This is a genomic window from Azospirillum thiophilum (assembly GCF_001305595.1).
Taxonomy (GTDB): domain Bacteria; phylum Pseudomonadota; class Alphaproteobacteria; order Azospirillales; family Azospirillaceae; genus Azospirillum; species Azospirillum thiophilum.
Genome location: NZ_CP012402.1, coordinates 349,836 through 367,794 on the forward strand (window position 1 = coordinate 349,836; position 17,959 = coordinate 367,794).

A 17,959-nucleotide genomic window follows, 5' to 3' on the forward strand; every position below is an offset into this window, starting at 1 on the left:
CGGGATCGGGGAGAAACGACCATGAAGATCGAACGCGCCGCCGTGATCGGTGCGGGCGTGATGGGTGCCGGCATCGCCGCCCATTTCGCCAACGCCGGCATCCCCTGTGTCCTGCTCGACATCCCCGCCAAGGAGGGTGCCGACCGCAGCGCCATCGCCAAGGGCGCGGTGGCGAAGATGCTGAAGACCGATCCGGCCCCCTTCATGCATCCGAAGAACGCCAAGCTGATCACGTCCGGCAATCTTGAGGATGACCTGAACCTGCTGGCCGACGTCGACTGGATCGTCGAGGCCATCGTCGAGAATCCGGCGATCAAGGCCGACCTCTACAAGCGCATCGACCCGGTGCGCAAGGCCGGGTCGGTGGTGTCGTCCAACACCTCGACCATCCCACTGGCGGTGCTGACGGACGGGCAGGGCGAGCAGTTCCGCCGGGACTTCCTGATCACCCATTTCTTCAACCCGCCGCGCTACATGCGCCTGCTGGAGATCGTCGGCGGTCCCGACACGCGGGTGGACGCGCTGGCGGCCATCGCCGACGTCTGCGATCGCCGGCTCGGCAAGGGCGTCGTCCACTGCAAGGACACGCCGGGCTTCATCGCCAACCGCATCGGCGTCTTCTGGATCCAGTCGGCGGTGAACGCCGCGGTCGATCTGGGATTGACGGTGGAGGAGGCGGACGCCGTGGGCGGCCGTCCGATGGGCATCCCCAAGACCGGCGTGTTCGGCCTGGTGGATCTGGTCGGGCTCGACCTGATGCCGCACATCAACAAGAGCATGTCGGCCACCCTGTCGGCCGGCGACGCCTATCGCGGCCAGATGCGCGAGCACCCGGTCATCACCCGGATGATCGCGGAGGGCTACACCGGCCGCAAAGGCAAGGGCGGCTTCTACCGCATCAACAAGGCCGGCGGCGGCAAGGTCAAGGAGTCGGTCAATCTGCTGACCGGCGACTACGCTCCCTCGGAGAAGGCCCGGCTCGACAGCGTCCAGGCCGCCGGCCGCGACCTGCGCAAGCTGTGCGAGCACCCGGACAAGGGCGGCCGTTTCGCCCGCCGCGTCCTGGCGCAGACGCTGGCCTACGCCGCCAGCCTGGTGCCGGAGATCGCCGACAGCATCATCGCCGTCGATGAGGGCATGCGGCTCGGCTACAACTGGAAGCAGGGGCCGTTCGAACTGATCGACCGTCTCGGCACCGGCTGGTTCGCCGAGCTGTGCCGGTCCGAGGGCATCCCGGTCCCGGCGCTGGTCGAGGCCGCGGCCGGCCGTCCCTTCTACCGGGTGGAGGATGGCAGGCTCCAGCACCTGACGACATCCGGGGTCTACGACACGGTGGTGCGTCCGGACGGCGTGCTGCTGCTGTCCGACATCAAGCGTGCCGCCGGCAAGCCGGTGTGGAAGAACGGCTCGGCCAGCCTGTGGGACATCGGCGACGGCGTGCTGTGCGTCGAGTTCACCAGCAAGATGAACGCGGTCGACGCCGACATCATGGCCGCCTACGAGAAGGCGATGCGTCTGGTCGGCGACGGCAAAGGCGATTGGAAGGCACTGGTCATCCACAACGAGGCCGACAATTTCTCGGTCGGCGCCAATCTCGGCCTTGCCCTCTTCGCCCTGAACATCGGCCTGTGGCCGCAGATCGAGGAGATGGTGGAGGGCGGACAGCGCACCTACCGCGCGCTGAAATATGCGCCCTTCCCGGTGGTGGCGGCGCCCAGCGGCATGGCATTGGGCGGCGGCTGCGAGATCCTGCTGCATTCCGACCATGTCCAGGCCCATGCCGAGACCTATGTCGGGCTGGTCGAGGTCGGCGTCGGCCTGATCCCGGCCTGGGGCGGCTGTACCGAGATGCTGGCCCGCCATCAGGCCAACCCCAAGGCACCGCGCGGGCCGATGCCCGGCATCGCCAAGGCGTTCGAGATCATCAGCACCGCCACCGTCGCCAAGTCGGCGGCGGAGGCCAAGGAGCTGCTGTATTTCCGCGCCGCCGACGGCATCACCATGAACCGCGACCGCCTGCTGGCCGACGCCAAGGCCAAGGCGCTGGAGCTGGCGGCGACCTACACCCCGCCGGAGAAGAGCACGTCCTATGTCCTGCCCGGCCCCAGCGCCAAGGCGGCGATGGAGCTTGCGGTGGAGGGCTTCGCCCTGCAGGGCAAGGTGACGCCGCACGACAAGGTGGTCTGCTCGGCATTGGCCGAGGTGCTGAGCGGCGGCGGGGAGGCCGACATCTCCAAGCCGGTCGGCGAGGACCATGTCCTGCGGCTGGAGCGTGAGGCGTTCATGGGGCTGGTGCGTGCCGGCGGCACCATCGACCGGATCGAGCACATGCTGCTCACCGGCAAGCCGCTGCGGAACTGAGGGGGAGGAACGAGAGATGCCGATCTACAAGGCTCCGCTTGAGGATGTGCGCTTCGTCCTGGACGAGATCGTCGGGATGGACAGGCTGACCGCGCTGCCCGGTTACGAGGATGCCACGCCCGAACTCGTCGGCCAGGTGCTGGAGGAAGGCGCCAAGCTGTGCGAGGAGGTGCTGTTCCCGCTGAACCAGTCGGGCGACGGCGAGGGCTGCCGCTTCGAGAATGGCGAGGTCCGTACGCCGGCCGGCTTCAAGGAGGCTTACGACACCTACATCGCCGCCGGCTGGCAGGGGCTGGCCTGCGACCCGGCCTATGGCGGGCAGGGGTTGCCGAAGCTGGTCAACATCATGCTGGAGGAGTTCATCTGCTCTGCCAACCTCAGCTTCGGCATGTATCCCGGCCTGTCGCTCGGCGCCTACAACGCGCTGTCGATGTACGGCTCGGACGAGCTGAAGCAGCGCTTCCTGCCCAAGCTGGTCGACGGCACCTGGTCCGGCACCATGTGCCTGACCGAGCCGCATTGCGGCACCGACCTCGGCATCATCCGCACCAGGGCGGTGCCGGACGGCGAGGGTGGCTACAAGATCACCGGCACCAAGATCTTCATTTCGGCCGGCGAGCATGACCTGACCGAGAACATCCTGCATCTGGTGCTGGCCCGCCTGCCGGACGCCCCGGCCGGAACCCGCGGCATCAGCCTGTTCCTGGTGCCGAAGTTCATGCCGAGCGAAGACGGCACGCCGGGTGCCCGCAACGGCGTCGCCTGCGGCTCCATCGAGCACAAGATGGGCATCAAGGCGTCCTCGACCTGCGTCATGAACTTCGAGGACGCCACCGGCTGGCTGGTCGGCGAGCCGCACAAGGGCATGCGCGCCATGTTCGTGATGATGAACGCGGCCCGTCTCGCCGTGGGCATCCAGGGGCTGGGGCTGGCCGAGGTCTCCTACCAGAACGCCGTCAACTATGCCCGCGAGCGGCTGCAGGGCCGGTCGCTGTCGGGGGTGAAGGCGCCGGACAAGCCGGCCGACCCGATCATCGTCCATCCCGACGTGCGCCGGAACCTGCTGACCGCCCGCGCCTTCACCGAAGGGGCGCGTGCGCTGGGCGCCCTGACCGCCTACAAGCTCGACGTGGCGGAAAGGCACTCCGACGCCCGGACCAGACGCGATGCCGACGAGTTCGTCCAGCTGATGACGCCGATCGTCAAGGCGCTGTTCACCGACATCGGCTTCGATGCGGCCAACATCGCGGTGCAGGTCCATGGCGGCCACGGCTTCATCTGGGAAACCGGTGTCGAGCAGTATGTCCGCGACGCCCGCATCTGCCAGATCTACGAGGGCACCAACGGCATCCAGGCGCTCGACCTCGTCGGCCGCAAGCTGCCGCAGGACATGGGGCGCCTGCTGCGCCACTTCTTCCACCCGGTCGGCCGTGACATCGAGGCGGCGATGGAGAAGGACGAGTTGGGCGAATTCGTCATGCCGCTCGCCAAGGCCTTCGCCAAGCTGCAGCAGGCGACCGCCCTGATCGCCCAGAAGGGCCTGAAGGATCCGGAAGAGGCGGGGGCCGCCGCCAGCGATTACCTCCGCCTGTTCGGGCTGGTGGCGCTCGGCTGGAGCTGGCTGACCATGGTGGAGAAGGCGCAGTCCGGGCTCGCGGCCGGGACGGGCAACGCCGCCTTCTTTGATGCCAAGATCAAGACCGCGCGCTTCTACATGACCAAGCTGCTGCCCCAGGTGAACAGCCTGTTCGTCACCATCGCCGCCGGAGCCGGTCCGCTGATGGAACTGGAAGAGGCCGCTTTCTAGGCAGGTTCTCCAGGCCGGTCCGGCGCCGCCAAGATGTCGGCCGGCCTATTTTCATGTTTTCCGCACAGGCTCAAGGGTGCATCCGCACAATGATCTAGAATTGTCATAAGTCTTTGGGAATATCGCCGATGGGGTGTGTCGGTACCATCCGAACGGCATCCTGCATTGCAGCAAAAGTTAATTTTCGGTTGTCCGCTCTCTCCCCGGCGTGTTACATCTGAATAGAGATTACGTTCGGCCGGTGCCTGCTATATCCTTTGGATTTTAGGGAATATGCGGGTGGCGACAGCCCCCTCCTTTTATCACGTCCATGGGGCGACTTTCGGAGGGCAGGCATGGTGCGGGAGTTTAAGCGATGAAAATCCTGATCGGTGATGATCACGTCCTGTTCCGGGAAGGTCTTCGCCGTCTGCTTGAGCAGCTTCGCGAAAATGCGACCTTTGCCGAGGCCAGCAATTTCGACGAGCTTCTGGACATGGCGGCGGTGAAGGACGAGGCCTATGACCTCGTTCTGACCGACCTGCGCATGCCGGGATGGCCCGGATTCTCCGGCATCGGCATGCTGCGCGACCGGCAGCCGAACGCCAAGGTGGTCGTCATCTCGGCGTCGGAGGCACAGGCCGACGTGCGGGAGGCGCTGGAGAACGGCGCTGCCGGCTACATCCCGAAATCGTCCAGCGTGAAGATCATGCTGAGCGCGCTCGACCTGATCTTCTCCGGCGGCGTCTATGTTCCGGCGACGGTCCTGCGCGAGGGGATCGAAAGCGACCAGCGCGGCGGCGGATCGGTGATGCCGCCGTCCGACCCGCAGTTGGAACAGTTGCTGACCCAGCGTCAGCGCGAAGTGCTGGACCGTCTGCGCGAAGGCAAGTCGAACAAGCAGATCGCCCACGAGCTTGGGCTGTCCGAGGGCACCGTGAAGATCCACATGACCGCGATCTTCAAGTCGCTGGGCGTGCGCAACCGCACCCAGGCGGCGATGGCCTTTCCGCAGTCGCACTCGGCCTGAGCCGGCCGGCAGGGCCGGAAACGAAGAACCCGCCGGAGCAGTCCGGCGGGTTCTTTGCATTTCGGGCCTTGCGGCTCGATCCGTCCTGCCTTGCGGCTCACCCCATCCCGGCGACATAGCCGCGCAGCGATTCGACCTCCAGTTCGGCGTCGTCGATGCGGGCCTTCACCACGTCGCCGATGCTGATGACGCCGATCACCCGGCCGGCCTCGACGATGGGGACGTGGCGGATGCGCCGTTCGGTCATCACCGCCATCATGTCGGCCACGGTGTCGGTGGGGGCGGCGGTGATGAGCTCGCGCGTCATCAACTCGGCGGCCGGGCGGTCGAGGGCCGCAGCGCCATCGCGGGCGATCGCCCGGACGACGTCGCGTTCCGACAGGATGCCGACGGGCTGCCCGTCGTCGGCCAGCACCAGCACGGCGCCGATCCGGTGCTCGGTCAGCAGGCGGGTGACGGCGGCCACCGTGTCGGCCGGTGCGGCGGCGACGATCCGGTTGCCCTTGCGCTTCAAAACGGCTGCGACATGCATGGCGGTATGGCCCCTCTTCCGATGACCCCGATACTGGAATCATGGGGATGACCGTACAATCCGCAAGGCGATCGGATAAAAGAAAAGGCGGCCTCCCCCGGATGGGGGAGGCCGCCCGTCGAACGCCCGGGACGGATCCCGAAGCCCGTTCTTAGAAGCGGTAGCCGATGCCGACGCCGACCAGCCACGGATCCAGCGTGACCTTCGAGGTGACCGGCAGGGCACCGTTGACGGTGGCGGTGACGTCGGTCTTCAGGAAGATCTTCTTGACGTCGACGTTCAGCGACCAGTTGCCGGTCAGTGCCACGTCGACACCGGCCTGCAGGGCCCAGCCGAAGCGGTTCTTGTACTCGACGTCGGTGATGCTCAGGCCGGCCGGGTTCGGGTTGTTGGCCGCATCCTCGTTGTAGAACAGGGTGTAGTTGATGCCGGCGCCGACATACGGGCTGATGCGCTCCTTCGGCATGAAGTGGTACTGCACCGTCAGGGTCGGCGGCAGCAGGGAGACCTTGCCGACCTCGATGCCGCCACCGAGCGCGGACGCCAGGTTGCCGTGGACCTTGTGGCGGCTGGTGCCGGCGATCAGCTCGGCCGCGATGTTGTCGGTGAAGAAGTAGGAGAAGTCGACTTCGGGGATGTAGTCGTTGCCGACCTTGGCCGACCCGATGTCACCCAGCGCGCTGTTGTTCAGGGTGCCCTTTTCCTGCGGCAGCACGGCCAGGCCGCGCGCACGGACGACGATGTCGCCGGCCGACTTGCCCTTGAAGTCCTGGGCAAGCGACGGGGAAGCGATGGCGACGAGGGCCGAGGTCGCCAGCAGGGCGGCGGCGGCGCGCGACAGGATGCTCATGGGGTCTGCTCCAGGCAATGCGTTGTTTCTGTTCTGTGGCATCAGCCGATGGAGGTATTACCAGACCCGGAGTAAGGGTACTAGAGGGGCACAACCGATCCTCGCCCGATGCAGCAGCTCTGCAACAGTGACGAGTTGTCGCATGGACAATGAATTCAAGGAGTTGGCTTGATCGTCCGCTGTGGAATCAGCGCAACGCAGTTCTGGACGATGGCGTAGCACTGTCCAAGTCGCGCGCTTCCGCCGGACGTGCCGCCATAGACCACACGTTCGACCACGCCGTTTCTCAAACTGAAGGTTGCTTCGCAGTCGTAGCTGCTGACTTCGTAGCCATAGCCCGCTCCGCCATAGCCATAACCGTGATACGGCCAGCCCCAGCCGCCGCCGTAATAGCCCAGCGGCGGCGGGCTGGGGTAGGAGACGAGGCGGGAACTGCGGTAGGTGAAGAATTCCCGGTTGTCGACGGCGGCCTGCCGTTCGGGAACCCCGGCGCAGGACAGCAGCGTCTCCTTGGGCATGCCGATCAGCGCGGTCTGCGCGACCAGCGCCTCGTCGGCCGCCGGATTGGCGCAGCCGGCAAGCGTCCCGGCGGCGGCCAGCGCCGCGACAGCGAGCGCACGGCGCATCGCCCGATCCTTCATGCTTCGACGCGTGGTCATGGCATGCCCTCCTTGGTCACCGCCGCCGGGGTCACCGCTGCCGGACTGGCGACAGATCGGCCTCCGACACCCCCAGCGCCCGCACATCGTCCGGCAGGCCCCGGCCGGACGCCAGCCCGGCCGCCACCCGGCCCATGGCGGGCGCCGTCTGGATGCCGTAGCCGCCCTGGCCGGCCAGCCAGAAGAAGCCGTCCGCGTTGGGCGCGAATCCGACGACCGGCACCTTGTCGGCCACGAAGCTGCGCAGGCCGGCCCAGCGATGGGCCAATCTGCGAACGGAAAAGCGCGACGCTTGTTCCAGCCGGTCCACCGTTTCGGCGACGTCGATGTCTTCCGGCTGCACGTCGCAGGGGGCGACCGGTGTCTGGTCGGCGGGGGAGGCGAGCAGGCGCCCGGCATCCGGCTTGACGTAGAAGGTCTCGGCCACGTCCGACACCATCGGCCAGCCGTCGAGTCCCTGTTTGTCGGCCGGATCCTCGAACACCGGGTCGAAGGTGATGGCGGTGCGGCGCTTCGGCACCAGCCCGATCGCGGCGACGCCGGCCAGCGCCGCCAGTTCGTCCGCCCAGGCCCCGGCGGCATTCACCAGCACCGGCGCGGCGAACGCCCCGGCCTCGGTGTCCGCCACCCACAGCCCGTCGCGTCGGGTCAGCCCGCGCACGGCGGCATCCGTCACCACCCGGCCGCCGCGCGCCTTCAGCCCGCGCAGATAGCCCTGGTGCAGGGCATGGACGTCGATGTCGCGCGCCTCGGGCTCCCACACGCCGCCGGCGACGTAGTCCGGGCGCAGGAAGGGCGCGCGGGCCAGCACCTGCGCCCTGTCGAAGCGTTCGACCGAGGGGGTGAGGCGGCGGCCCTGCTCATATTCCGCGTCCAACCGGCCGGTCTCATGGTCGCGGCCGACGATCAGCACGCCGCGCGGGGTCAGCATGGCATGGTCGGTGAAGCCGGCGGGCGGGTTGGTATAGAAGTCCCAGCTGGCGACCGTCAGGGCGCGGATCGGCGCCGGGCCGTAGGTCTGGGTGTAGAGCGCCGCCGAGCGGCCGGTCGAGTGATAGCCGGGCTGCGATTCGCGCTCCAGCACCAGCACCCGGCCCTGTGCCGCCAGCTCATATGCGGCGGACGCGCCGGCGATGCCGGCCCCGACCACCAGGAAATCGACCCGCTCCACGTTCAACGCTCCTCGGCAAACTTCGTCGGCTATTTTTTCGACCGCCTAAGGCGCGGCGGCGCTTTGGCTTGGCATGTGATCGGGCAGGGCCACCATTTCAAGGATCAATTTCTGCCGCAGGGATGCGACGAAACTGTCCTTGTCCATGGCGCTCTTCACGAAGCTGCCGGGGCCGCCGATGACGTTCTCCTCGAAATACTCCTCCAGCCAGGGGAACTCGTCGAGGATGGCGAGGCCGTTGATGATTATGCCGCGCCGGGTCACCCGGTCGCGCGCCTCCGCCGGGTCGATGCCGCCGTTGGAAAAGCCGTTGGAGACCAGGTCGATCACCTGCCGTGGCGCCTTGCCGCCACGGTCGAACAGTTTGGCTGCCTCGACGATGGCGCTGCCGATGGCGGTGGAGTCGCCCTGGAAGCCGCGGGGCAGGGCGTCGATGCGCCCGGCGAGCCGCCCGGCATCCTCCGGCTTCGCCAACCGGGTCCAGGGGATCAGCACCCGCAGGCTGTTCGGGCCGGAATAGGCCGCCAGCGTCACGAGGGCGTCCGCCGATGCCAGCGCGTCGGCCACCGCCGGGTCGCGGAAGGCGGCGGCGTGGCCCTGCAGCTGGAACTCCAGATCCCCGGTGGTGATGGAGGCCGAGCCGTCGAGCGCCAGCACCAGCGCCACCCCGGCTTTCCCGCCTGGGGTCTTGCTGCCGGCGGCTTCCGCCGCCCGGGCGGCGGCACCCATCGAAGAACCGGCCATCATCAGAAGCACGAGCAGGGCGGACAAGACGGCACGCGGCATTCCGGCACTCATTCCATCGTCAGACATGCGCCAGGGCGTGGCGCACCACCTTCACCATCACCGACGGCAGCGCGTGATCGCCCAGCCGGTCGAGCGGCACCCAATTGCCGTCCGCCTGCCGCCAATCGGCGCCCGCCTGTGCGGCGACCACCTCAAGTTCCAGGTGGAAATGGGTGAATGTATGGCGGACCAGGCCGGGCAGCCGGCGCCAGCGGGCGGCAAGCGGCTGCTGCGCCGTCACCGCCGCCTCGCCGGGCAATTCCGGTCCCCAGCCGGTCGACGGCACCTCGGCCATGCCGCCCAGCAGCCCTTCCTCCGCCCGGCGCCGCAGCAGCACGGCGCCCTCGGGGTTCAGCAGCCAATAGGCGACTCCGCGCCGGGTCGGCTTCTCCGCCTTGGCGGTCTTGCGCGGCAGGTTCTCGGCGATGCCGGCGGCGCGCGCCTCGCAATGGGCCGCCCAGGGGCACAGCATGCATTTGGGCTTGCGCGGGGTGCAGACGGTCGCGCCCAGATCCATCATCGCCTGGGCATAGTCGCCGGGGCGGAAATCGGGCGTCAGGGTGGCGGCCAGCCGCCGCAGGGTGGGCTTGGCGCCGGGCAGCGGCTCCTCCACCGCGAAGATGCGCGCGATCACCCGCTCGACATTGCCGTCCACCACGGTCGCCTTGCGGCCGAAGGCGATCGCGGTGATGGCCGCCGCGGTGTAGGCGCCGATGCCCGGCAACTCCAGCAGCGCCGCCTCGTTGTCCGGGAAACGGCCATCATGCCCATCCGCCACCACGCGGGCGCATTTGTGCAGGTTGCGTGCCCGCGCGTAGTAACCGAGCCCGGCCCAGGCGACCAGCACGTCGTCCAGCGGCGCGTCGGCCAGATCGCGCACGGCCGGCCAGCGTTCGGTGAAATTGCGGAAGAAGGGGGCTGCGGCGGGGACCGTCGTCTGTTGCAGCATGATCTCCGACAGCCAGACCCGGTAGGGGTCGGCGGTCTCGTCCGGTCCGGCGCGCCAGGGCAGGTCGCGGCGGTGGCGGTCGTACCAGTCCAGCAGCAGCCGGGCGGCTGTCTCGGGGTCTGGCGCCGGGGAGGCTCGATTGTCGGAATTCGGAATCATGGTCGGGAAGAAATAGAGGGTCCGGAGCGTCTGGGGAAGGGAGCGGGGCTCGCAAACCGGTTGGGCGAACCGGTTGGGCGAGCCGGTCCGGTGCTGGGCATCGGCCCGGGCTTGCGCTAGGGTGCCGTCAACCCACATGACCCGGACCCGGCCGCCAAGGCCGCGGTACCGCACAGGAGCGATCGCAGAGCATGAACGGACCCCGTCGCATCGGCCAATCCGTGCCGGACGTCGCCGGCAAGGTGCTGGGCAAGCGCGGGCTTGCCTTCGGCGCGCTGATCACCGACTGGCCGTCCATCGTCGGACAGCAGCTGTCGCTGCGCACCGCCCCCGACAAGCTCAGCTTTCCCCGCGGCAAGCGCGAGGAGGCGACCCTGCACATCCGCGCCATGGGGGCCATCGCGCTCGAACTCCAGCATCTGGAGCCGCAGATCATCGAGCGCATCAACGGTTTCTTCGGCTATCGCGCGGTGGCGAGGATCAAGCTGATCCATGCCGCCTTGCCGTCCAGCCCGTCCCCGGTGGTGCGTCCGCGCGCGCTGACGACGGACGAGGAGATCGGCATCACCGCCACCACGGCGGCGGTCGAGGATGAGGAGCTGCGCGCCACGCTGGAACGCTTCGGCCGCTCGCTGATGGCCCGTCCGAAGAGACCCCCTCCTCCGCGGGGGTGAGGGGCAATTCCGGGCCCCGCGCTGGACGCGCCGGGACATCATTGTCTATACATCAACATCTTGTAGGGATGAGGGCAAAGTGAACCGCAAAATTATGGGACGCAGGAATTTCGGGCTGGCCGGTCTTCTGGCCGTCGGCGTCACCGCCGCGTTCGGCACCGCCCTGACCGTGGCCCCGTCGGCCGTGCAGGCCGCGGCGACCCTGCCTCCGGTGTCGGAGATGATGGCCGACCGCGTGCTCGGCGACCCCAAGGCGCCGGTGACGATCCTCGACTATTCGTCGATGACCTGCCCGCACTGCGCCCGTTTCCATGTCGACGTGCTGCCGAAGATCAAGGAGGCCTACATCGACACCGGCAAGGCCAAGCTGATCTTCCGCGACTTCCCCTTCGACCAGGCGGCGTTGAGCGCCAGCATGCTGGCCCATTGCGCGCCGGCCGAGCGCTACTACCCGCTGACCGACGTGCTGTTCAAGAGCCAGTCGACCTGGAGCCGCGCGTCCGACCCGGCCAAGGCGCTGGCCCAGTACGGCAAGCTGGCGGGCATGAGCCAGGAGACCATCGACGCCTGCTTCGCCAGCAAGGAGCTGGCCGACGCCATCCTGAACAGCCGCCTGACCGGCCAGAACCAGCACAAGGTCGAGGCGACCCCGACCTTCATCCTGAACGACGGCAAGGCCCGCATCGACGGCGCCCAGTCCTTCGAGGAATTCTCCAAGGCGATCGACAAGCTGTTGAAGTAAAGCTGTTTGCAGGGTTTTTATCAGTTATTGCCCTCTCCCCGGCCCTCCCCCGCTTCGCGGGAGAGGGGGCCTTATGCGATGCGGCGGCAGTCCCCTCTCCCGCGAAGCGGGGGAGGGTTAGGGAGGGGGCAGCCGTCACCCAACGCCGTCACCCCATAAAGCCAAGCACACCGAAGGTTCCTATCCCAGTGCAGTTCACGCGTCTCCGCCTGTCGGGCTTCAAGTCTTTCGTCGATGCCACCGAGCTGGTCATCGAACCCGGCATGACCGGCATCGTCGGTCCAAACGGCTGCGGCAAGTCCAATCTGGTCGAGGCGCTGCGCTGGGTGATGGGCGAGACGTCGGCCAAGCGCATGCGCGGCGACGACATGGACGACGTCATCTTCGGCGGCACCTCCAGCCGCCCGGCCCGCAATCTGGGCGAGGTGACGCTGGCGGTCGACAACCGCTCGCGCACCGCCCCGGCCGGCCTCAACGAGCATGACGAGCTCGAGATCACCCGGCGGATCGAGCGCGGCTCCGGCTCCGACTATCGGGTCAACGGCAAGCTGGTGCGGGCGCGCGACGTGCAGTTGCTGTTCGCCGACAACGCGTCGGGTGCCGGTTCCCCGGCGCTGGTCAGCCAGGGCAAGGTCGCGCAGATCATCTCGGCCAAGCCGCAGGACCGCCGCGCCCTGCTGGAGGAGGCCGCCGGCATCACCGGCCTGCATTCCCGCCGGCACGAGGCCGAATTGCGGCTGAAGGGGGCGGAAACCAACCTGACCCGTCTCGACGACGTGATCAGGGCGATGGACACCCAGCTGCAGAGCCTGAAGAAGCAGGCGCGGCAGGCCGCCCGCTACCGCAACCTGTCCGACCAGATCCGCAGGGTCGAGGCGGTGCTGTGGCATCTGCGCTGGCTCGCCGCGCAGGAGGAGCGCGCCCGCGCCCATGCCGCCTTCACCACTGCCGAGGCCGAGGTGCGCGACCGCATGCTGTCGGTCAACCAGCTGGCCGCCCGCCGGACCGAGGCCGCCGCCGGCCTGCCCGACATCCGCCAGGGCGAGGCGCGGGCGGCGTCGGCGCTGCAGCGGCTGGTGATCGCCCGCGAACAGCTCGACGCCGAGGAAAAGCGCGTCGCCGAGCAGCAGCGGGCGCTGGAGGCCCGGCTGCGCCAGATCGCCGGCGATCTCGGCCGCGAGGAGGCGCTCGCCGCCGATGCCGGCGAGGCGCTGGCCCGGCTGGAGGCCGAGCGCGACCGCCTGACCGCGGCGCAGGCCGACGAGGAGATGCTGGAGGAGGCCGCCGCCGACGCGCTGGCCGATGCGCGCGAGCAGGTCGAGGCACTCGACGGCGAGCTGACCCGCTTGACCGAGGCGGTCGCCATCGACGAGGCCCGCCGCGCCGCCACCCAGCGCCAGGCCGCCGACCTGGAGAATCGTGCCGCCACCCTTGGCAAGCGGCTGGCCGAGCAGCAGGCCCAGCGCGCCGCGCTGGAGGCCGAGATCGCCGCCCGCGCCGACCTGTCGGAGGCCGAACTGGCGGTCGAACTTGCCGAACAGCGGCTGGAGCAGGCCCGCGACGCCGCAGAGGCCGCCGAGCAGGCCAAGGCGGATGCCGAGCCGGCGCAGTCCCGGGCGCGGGAGGCGCTGTCGGCCGCCGACTCGGCCCGTGCCCGGCTGCGCGCCGAGGAACGGGCGCTGGCCGAATTGCTGGAGGCTGGGGCTGGTGGGCCCTTCCCGCCGCTGGTCGATGCGGTGACGGTGTCGCCCGGCTATGAGGGCGCCTTGGCCGCCGCCCTTGGCGACGCGCTGACCGCTCCGCTGGACGAGGCCGCGCCGGTGCATTGGCGCACGCTGCCCGGCTATCAGGCCGTCGCGCCGCTGCCCGGCGGGGCCGAGCCGCTGTCGATGCGGGTGGAGGGGCCGTCTGCCGCCGCCCGCGCGCTGTCCCATGTCGGGGTGGTCGCCGATGCCGCCGCCGGGGCGGCTCTGGCACCGGCGCTGGCGCCCGGGCAGATCCTGGTCAGCCGCGACGGCGGGGCATGGCGCTGGGACGGGCTGACGGTGCAGGCCGGAGCGCCGACCGCTGCCGCCATCCGTCTGAAGCAGCGCAACCGGCTGGCCGAGCTGCGCGTCGAGCTGGAGCTTGCCGAGGAGCGGGTGGAACTGGCGCGCGACGGGCTGGAGACGGCCAGGCGGGCGGTGGAGGATGCCGCCCAGGCCGACCGCCGCGCCCGCGACGCCGTACGCGAGGGCTTCGCCGCCGTGGGCGCCGCGCGCGACCGCCATGCCAAGCTGGCGCGCGAGGCCGACGCCGCGTCCTCCCGCCTCGCCGCCCTGGTCGAGGCGCTGGAGCGCCTTGCCGCCGACGAGCGCGAGGCGGCGTCCCGCCGCGACGAGATGCTGGAGCTGCTCGACTCCTTGCCCGACCCGCGCGAGGGGCGCGAGCGGGTGAACGAGCGGCGTGCCGCGCTGGCCGAGCGCCGCGCCGTGCTGGCCGAGCGGCAGAACGCCCTCGATCGCCTGACACGCGAGGCGCAGGCGCGACGCCAGCGTCTGGCCGCGATCCAGGCCGAAACCGCCTCCTGGGACACCCGCTCCGCCGGGGCCGGCGGCCGGGTGGCGGAGCTGCGCCAGCGGGCCGGGGAGGCGGAAGGCGAGATCGCCACGCTGTCCGGCCGCCCGGCGGAGATCGCGGCGGAGCGGCAGGATCTGCTCGACCGCATCGCCGTGGCCGAGCGCGAGCGCAAGCGTGCCGCCGACGCGCTGGCCGATGCAGAGGCCCGGCTGGCCGGGACCGAGCAGTCGCTGCACGATGCCGAAGCGGCGCTGGCCGACGGCCGCGAGGCCCGCGCCCGTGCCGAGGCGGCGGTGTCGGCCGCCCTCCAGCAGGAACGCACGCTGACCGAGCGGATCGCCGAGCGGCTGGATTGCCGGCCGGAGGACACCCGCGCCGCCGCCGACCTCGACCCCGCCGAGCCGATGCCCGATCCCGGCGCGGTGGAGTCCCGGCTCGACAAGCTGACGCGCGAGCGCGAGGGCATGGGGCCGGTCAACCTGCGTGCCGAGATTGAGGCGGCCGAGCTGGAGGCGCAGATCGGCGGCCTGCATGGCGAGCGCGAGGATCTGACCGCCGCCATCGCCCGGCTGCGCCAGGGCATCTCCGGCCTGAACCGCGAGGCGCGCGAGCGGCTCGTCGCCAGCTTCGACATCGTCAACCGTGACTTCCAGGAGCTGTTCACCCGCCTGTTCGGCGGCGGCAAGGCCTATCTGGAGCTGGTGAATGCCGAGGATCCGCTGAATGCCGGGCTGGAGATCTATGCCAGCCCGCCGGGCAAGAAGCTTCAGGTCCTGTCATTGCTGTCGGGCGGCGAGCAGGCGCTGACGGCCCTGTCGCTGCTGTTCGCCGTCTTCCGGTCGAACCCGGCGCCGATCTGCGTGCTGGACGAGGTCGACGCCCCGCTGGACGAGGCCAATGTCGGCCGCTTCTGCGATCTGGTCGAGGACATCGCCCGCCAGGGCGACACCCGCTTCCTGATCATCACCCACCACCGGCTGACCATGGCCCGCGTCGACCGGCTGTTCGGCGTGACCATGGTCGAACGCGGCGTGTCGCAACTGGTCAGCGTCGACCTGACCGGGGTGGAGGAACTGCGCGGGGTGGCGTGAGAGCTGGGTGGGGCGAAAAGCTCTTGCCCCCCTCTTCCGCGAAGCTCTCGCACAAACCTGCGGTTTGTGCTGACGCGACAGGCGGACCGTAGGTCCGCTGAGAGCGGGGGAGGGTTGGGGAGGGGGCATTCGGCAGCCAACTCTCCCCCCAATCTCATCCCCCCCGCTTCCACACCGTCGTCTCGATGTAGCGGCTGGCCAGGAACCGGTAGGTCTGCTTCTGCAGCTGCTCGATCTTCGCCGAGCGCTCCATGCTGATCTCGTCCCAGCCGCGCAGCAGATCCTCCCATTCCAGCAGCTTGGCGCGCAGGTCGTCGCGGATCTTGCGGATGAACTGGATGGTCGGGTGGAAGTTGCGCAGGGCGCCGACGATGTCGCCGGTCTGGGCGTCGGCCTGATCGAAGATCATGTCGAATTCCCGCAGCGGCTTGCGGATCAGCCCCTGCATGCGGTTCAGCTCGCTGCAGAAGGTGCGGTCGGTGCGGTAGATGGTGGCGAGCTTGGCCATCGCCTGCTCGATGCGGCGGATGTCCTTGAAGCGGTCGCGCAGCGCCTCGATGTAGGACAGTTCCTGCGCCAGATCGTCGACGCGGTCGGTCAGATACTGTTCCGCGTTGTTGGTCAGCTTCAGCCGCTCGGCGATCTTCCCGAAGGCGGCCGACATCCGTTCCTTGGTCTGGGGATCCTCGACCAGCTGCTCCAGCTCGTCGATGTCGGACACGATCATCTCGCTGCCGGTGAAGGAGGAGACGATCTGCACGGTCAACCGGCCCTTGGCGATGATGCGGTGCTTGTCGTCCACCGACCAGGAGGCGCGGCCGTCCAGCAGTTCGCCGGGGATCTCCTCGCCGGGGCGGATCAGCTTCACGAAGGCCAGCCCCTGTTCGATGATCTCCAGCAGGCGGGCATCGTGGCTGCCATCCTCGATCTGGAAGGACTCGAGCAGGGTGGGAAAGGCCAGCGTCGCCTTCAGGTCGCCCAGCAGGATGTTCAGCACCGCCTCCTTGCCGTTGGGCTCCTGGCAGAAGAAGGCGCCGGGCAGGCTGAAGACCTTGTGCTGGAAGTCGAAATGCGTGTCCCGCATCGGCTGGACCAGCACATTCTCCTTCGCCGCCTTGTCCGCGACCGAGGCCTCCGCAGGGTCGACGGCGGGGGCCGGGGAGGTGGCAGGCTCGCCGCTGGCGGGGGTGTCGGTCATGGGCGGCATGGCGGGGGCGGAACTCGGCGGTGGGTTGCAGCAGTGGATTGCCCGTGCAGACTACAGCAGATCGCGCAAACGGAACCACATCATTGCGAGGACCAGGGCCGGCGTGCGGAAGCGCCGTCCGCCGGGGAAGGGCAGGTGGGGGACGCGGGCGAACACGTCGAACCGCCCGGCGGTGCCGGCGATCGCCTCGGCCATCACCCGGCCGGCCATGCCGGCCAGCGCCACGCCATGGCCGGAATAGCCGTGGGCGAACAGCGTGGTCGGCGACAGCCGGCCCAGATGCGGCATGCGGTTCATGGTGATGGCGACCCGGCCGCCCCAGCAATACTCGATGGCGGCGTCGCGCAGCTCCGGATAGACCGCCAGCATCTTCAGCCGCATCGCCTGCTTCAGGCCCGGCGTGTCGACTCCGGAATAGCTGACGCCGCCGCCGAACAGCAGCCGGTGGTCGGCGGATCGGCGGAAATAATTCAGCGAGAACTTCATGTCCGACACCGCGATGTCGGTCGGCAGCAACGACGCGGCGCGCCCCTCCCCCAGCGGTTCGGTGGCGATCATATAGGTCGCGACCGGCATGATGTGGCGGTCCAGCGCGGGGGCCAGCCCGCCGAGATAGGCGTTGCCGGCCAGGATCAGGTGCTTCGCCCTCACTCCCCCGCGCCCGGTGTCCACCCGCGGCGCCGGGCCGCTGTCGATGGCGATGGCGCGGCTGTGCTCGAAGATGCGCACCCCGGCGGCGTCGGCGGCGCGGGCCAGTCCCAGCGCGTAGTTCAGCGGGTGCAGATGGCCGCTGCCCTCGTCCAGCAGGCCGCCGATATAGGCGTCGCTGCCGACATGCCCGCGGATGCCGGCCCGGTCGAGCCGATGGATCCGGCCATAGCCGTAGCCGTCGCGCACCTCGCGCTCCAGCGCCGTCACGTCCTGCATGTGGCGCGGCTTCAGCGCCGCAAAGGCGAAGCCCCATTTCAGGTCGCAGGCGATGGCGTGGCGCTCCACCCGCTCCGCCAGCTGTGCCTTGGCCTCCTCGCCGAAGTCCCACAGGTGGCGCGCGTCCTCCTTGCCGACCCAGCCCTCGATGGTCGCCATCGGTTTGTTGTAGCCGGTGATGATCTGGCCGCCGTTGCGGCCCGATGCGCCCCAGCCGCAGCGTTCCGCCTCCAGCAGCACGACGCCGAAGCCGCGTTCGGCCAGTTCCAGCGCCGCGGTCAGGCCGGTGTAGCCGCCGCCGACGATGCAGACGTCGCAGGCGGTCTCGCCCTCCAGGATCGGGCGGTCGGGGCGTGGGGCGGCGGAGGCCGCGTACCAGCTGTTCAGGTAGGTCGCTTTCGGCATGGCCGCAGTTAAGTCCCGGCCGATGGGGCAGGTCAACGGTAAGGCGGAAATTTCACCGGACCGTCATGCTG

Annotated in this window: 14 protein-coding genes; 6 read left to right on the forward strand and 8 right to left on the reverse strand. The window is 69.3% G+C overall.

Annotated elements, in window-relative coordinates; translation table 11 throughout:
* Positions 1–21: 21 nt before the first annotated feature.
* The 3 genes from AL072_RS15440 to AL072_RS15450 all read left to right on the forward strand — a co-directional run bounded on the left by AL072_RS15440 (position 22) and on the right by AL072_RS15450 (position 5,177).
* Positions 22–2,361, forward strand: coding sequence for a 3-hydroxyacyl-CoA dehydrogenase/enoyl-CoA hydratase family protein (locus AL072_RS15440; RefSeq protein ID WP_045586221.1), 2,340 nt, complete (start codon positions 22–24; stop codon positions 2,359–2,361).
* A 16-nt stretch (positions 2,362–2,377) separates the two neighbouring features.
* Positions 2,378–4,168, forward strand: coding sequence for an acyl-CoA dehydrogenase C-terminal domain-containing protein (locus AL072_RS15445; RefSeq protein ID WP_045586222.1), 1,791 nt, complete (start codon positions 2,378–2,380; stop codon positions 4,166–4,168).
* Between the two features lie 355 nt (positions 4,169–4,523).
* Complete coding sequence (locus tag AL072_RS15450) at positions 4,524–5,177, forward strand: response regulator (RefSeq protein ID WP_045586223.1); 654 nt, start codon at positions 4,524–4,526, stop codon at positions 5,175–5,177.
* A 97-nt stretch (positions 5,178–5,274) separates the two neighbouring features.
* On the opposite strand, the gene AL072_RS15455 is transcribed toward AL072_RS15450, so the two are convergent.
* The 6 genes from AL072_RS15455 to mutY all read right to left on the reverse strand — a co-directional run bounded on the left by AL072_RS15455 (position 5,275) and on the right by mutY (position 10,283).
* A complete protein-coding gene (locus AL072_RS15455; protein ID WP_045586224.1) occupies positions 5,275–5,709 on the reverse strand; it encodes a CBS domain-containing protein in 435 nt (144 codons plus the stop codon).
* Positions 5,710–5,860: 151 nt separating this feature from the next.
* Positions 5,861–6,559, reverse strand: coding sequence for an OmpW/AlkL family protein (locus AL072_RS15460; protein ID WP_045586225.1), 699 nt, complete (start codon positions 6,557–6,559; stop codon positions 5,861–5,863).
* Positions 6,560–6,714: 155 nt separating this feature from the next.
* The gene (locus tag AL072_RS15465) at positions 6,715–7,218 is read right to left on the reverse strand and encodes a hypothetical protein (protein WP_245636877.1); all 504 of its coding nucleotides are present in this window, start codon (positions 7,216–7,218) and stop codon (positions 6,715–6,717) included.
* A gap of 31 nt (positions 7,219–7,249) precedes the next feature.
* Entirely contained in the window at positions 7,250–8,389 is a 1,140-nt protein-coding gene (locus AL072_RS15470; RefSeq protein ID WP_045586297.1) for an NAD(P)/FAD-dependent oxidoreductase, read from the reverse strand.
* 45 nt (positions 8,390–8,434) lie between these two features.
* Positions 8,435–9,175: a DUF1194 domain-containing protein gene (locus tag AL072_RS15475; protein ID WP_045586227.1), complete on the reverse strand. Its 741-nt coding sequence runs from the start codon at positions 9,173–9,175 to the stop codon at positions 8,435–8,437.
* A gap of 19 nt (positions 9,176–9,194) precedes the next feature.
* Positions 9,195–10,283, reverse strand: coding sequence for an A/G-specific adenine glycosylase (gene mutY, locus AL072_RS15480; protein ID WP_045586298.1), 1,089 nt, complete (start codon positions 10,281–10,283; stop codon positions 9,195–9,197).
* 191 nt (positions 10,284–10,474) lie between these two features.
* Here mutY and AL072_RS15485 point away from each other — a divergent pair, with 191 nt between their 5' ends.
* The 3 genes from AL072_RS15485 (at position 10,475) to smc (ending at position 15,349) form a co-directional block, all read left to right on the forward strand.
* On the forward strand, positions 10,475–10,957 hold the full coding sequence (locus tag AL072_RS15485) for a DUF721 domain-containing protein (protein ID WP_045586228.1): 483 nt from the start codon (positions 10,475–10,477) through the stop codon (positions 10,955–10,957).
* 79 nt (positions 10,958–11,036) lie between these two features.
* Positions 11,037–11,699, forward strand: a complete 663-nt coding sequence (locus tag AL072_RS15490) for a DsbA family protein (protein ID WP_245636878.1) — start codon at positions 11,037–11,039, stop codon at positions 11,697–11,699.
* A gap of 188 nt (positions 11,700–11,887) precedes the next feature.
* Positions 11,888–15,349, forward strand: coding sequence for a chromosome segregation protein SMC (gene smc, locus AL072_RS15495; protein ID WP_045586230.1), 3,462 nt, complete (start codon positions 11,888–11,890; stop codon positions 15,347–15,349).
* 154 nt (positions 15,350–15,503) lie between these two features.
* On the opposite strand, the gene AL072_RS15500 is transcribed toward smc, so the two are convergent.
* Together AL072_RS15500 and AL072_RS15505 are read right to left on the reverse strand one after the other, a co-directional pair.
* Positions 15,504–16,547, reverse strand: a complete 1,044-nt coding sequence (locus tag AL072_RS15500; RefSeq protein WP_045586299.1) for a hypothetical protein — start codon at positions 16,545–16,547, stop codon at positions 15,504–15,506.
* Positions 16,548–16,607: 60 nt separating this feature from the next.
* Positions 16,608–17,888, reverse strand: a complete 1,281-nt coding sequence (locus AL072_RS15505) for an NAD(P)/FAD-dependent oxidoreductase (protein ID WP_045586231.1) — start codon at positions 17,886–17,888, stop codon at positions 16,608–16,610.
* Positions 17,889–17,959: the final 71 nt, after the last annotated feature.

Excerpts from the sequence above, each read along its gene's own strand:
- AL072_RS15485 (WP_045586228.1), top strand. The coding sequence starts at position 10,475 with ATGAACGGACCCCGTCGCATCGGCCAATCCGTGCCGGACGTCGCCGGC.
- AL072_RS15450 (WP_045586223.1), top strand. The coding sequence starts at position 4,524 with ATGAAAATCCTGATCGGTGATGATCACGTCCTGTTCCGGGAAGGTCTT.
- AL072_RS15460 (WP_045586225.1), bottom strand. The coding sequence starts at position 6,559 with ATGAGCATCCTGTCGCGCGCCGCCGCCGCCCTGCTGGCGACCTCGGCC.
- AL072_RS15440 (WP_045586221.1), top strand. The coding sequence starts at position 22 with ATGAAGATCGAACGCGCCGCCGTGATCGGTGCGGGCGTGATGGGTGCC.
- AL072_RS15475 (WP_045586227.1), bottom strand. The coding sequence starts at position 9,175 with ATGCCGCGTGCCGTCTTGTCCGCCCTGCTCGTGCTTCTGATGATGGCC.
- AL072_RS15455 (WP_045586224.1), bottom strand. The coding sequence starts at position 5,709 with ATGCATGTCGCAGCCGTTTTGAAGCGCAAGGGCAACCGGATCGTCGCC.
- AL072_RS15500 (WP_045586299.1), bottom strand. The coding sequence starts at position 16,547 with ATGACCGACACCCCCGCCAGCGGCGAGCCTGCCACCTCCCCGGCCCCC.
- AL072_RS15465 (WP_245636877.1), bottom strand. The coding sequence starts at position 7,218 with ATGACCACGCGTCGAAGCATGAAGGATCGGGCGATGCGCCGTGCGCTC.
- mutY (WP_045586298.1), bottom strand. The coding sequence starts at position 10,283 with ATGATTCCGAATTCCGACAATCGAGCCTCCCCGGCGCCAGACCCCGAG.
- AL072_RS15505 (WP_045586231.1), bottom strand. The coding sequence starts at position 17,888 with ATGCCGAAAGCGACCTACCTGAACAGCTGGTACGCGGCCTCCGCCGCC.
- AL072_RS15445 (WP_045586222.1), top strand. The coding sequence starts at position 2,378 with ATGCCGATCTACAAGGCTCCGCTTGAGGATGTGCGCTTCGTCCTGGAC.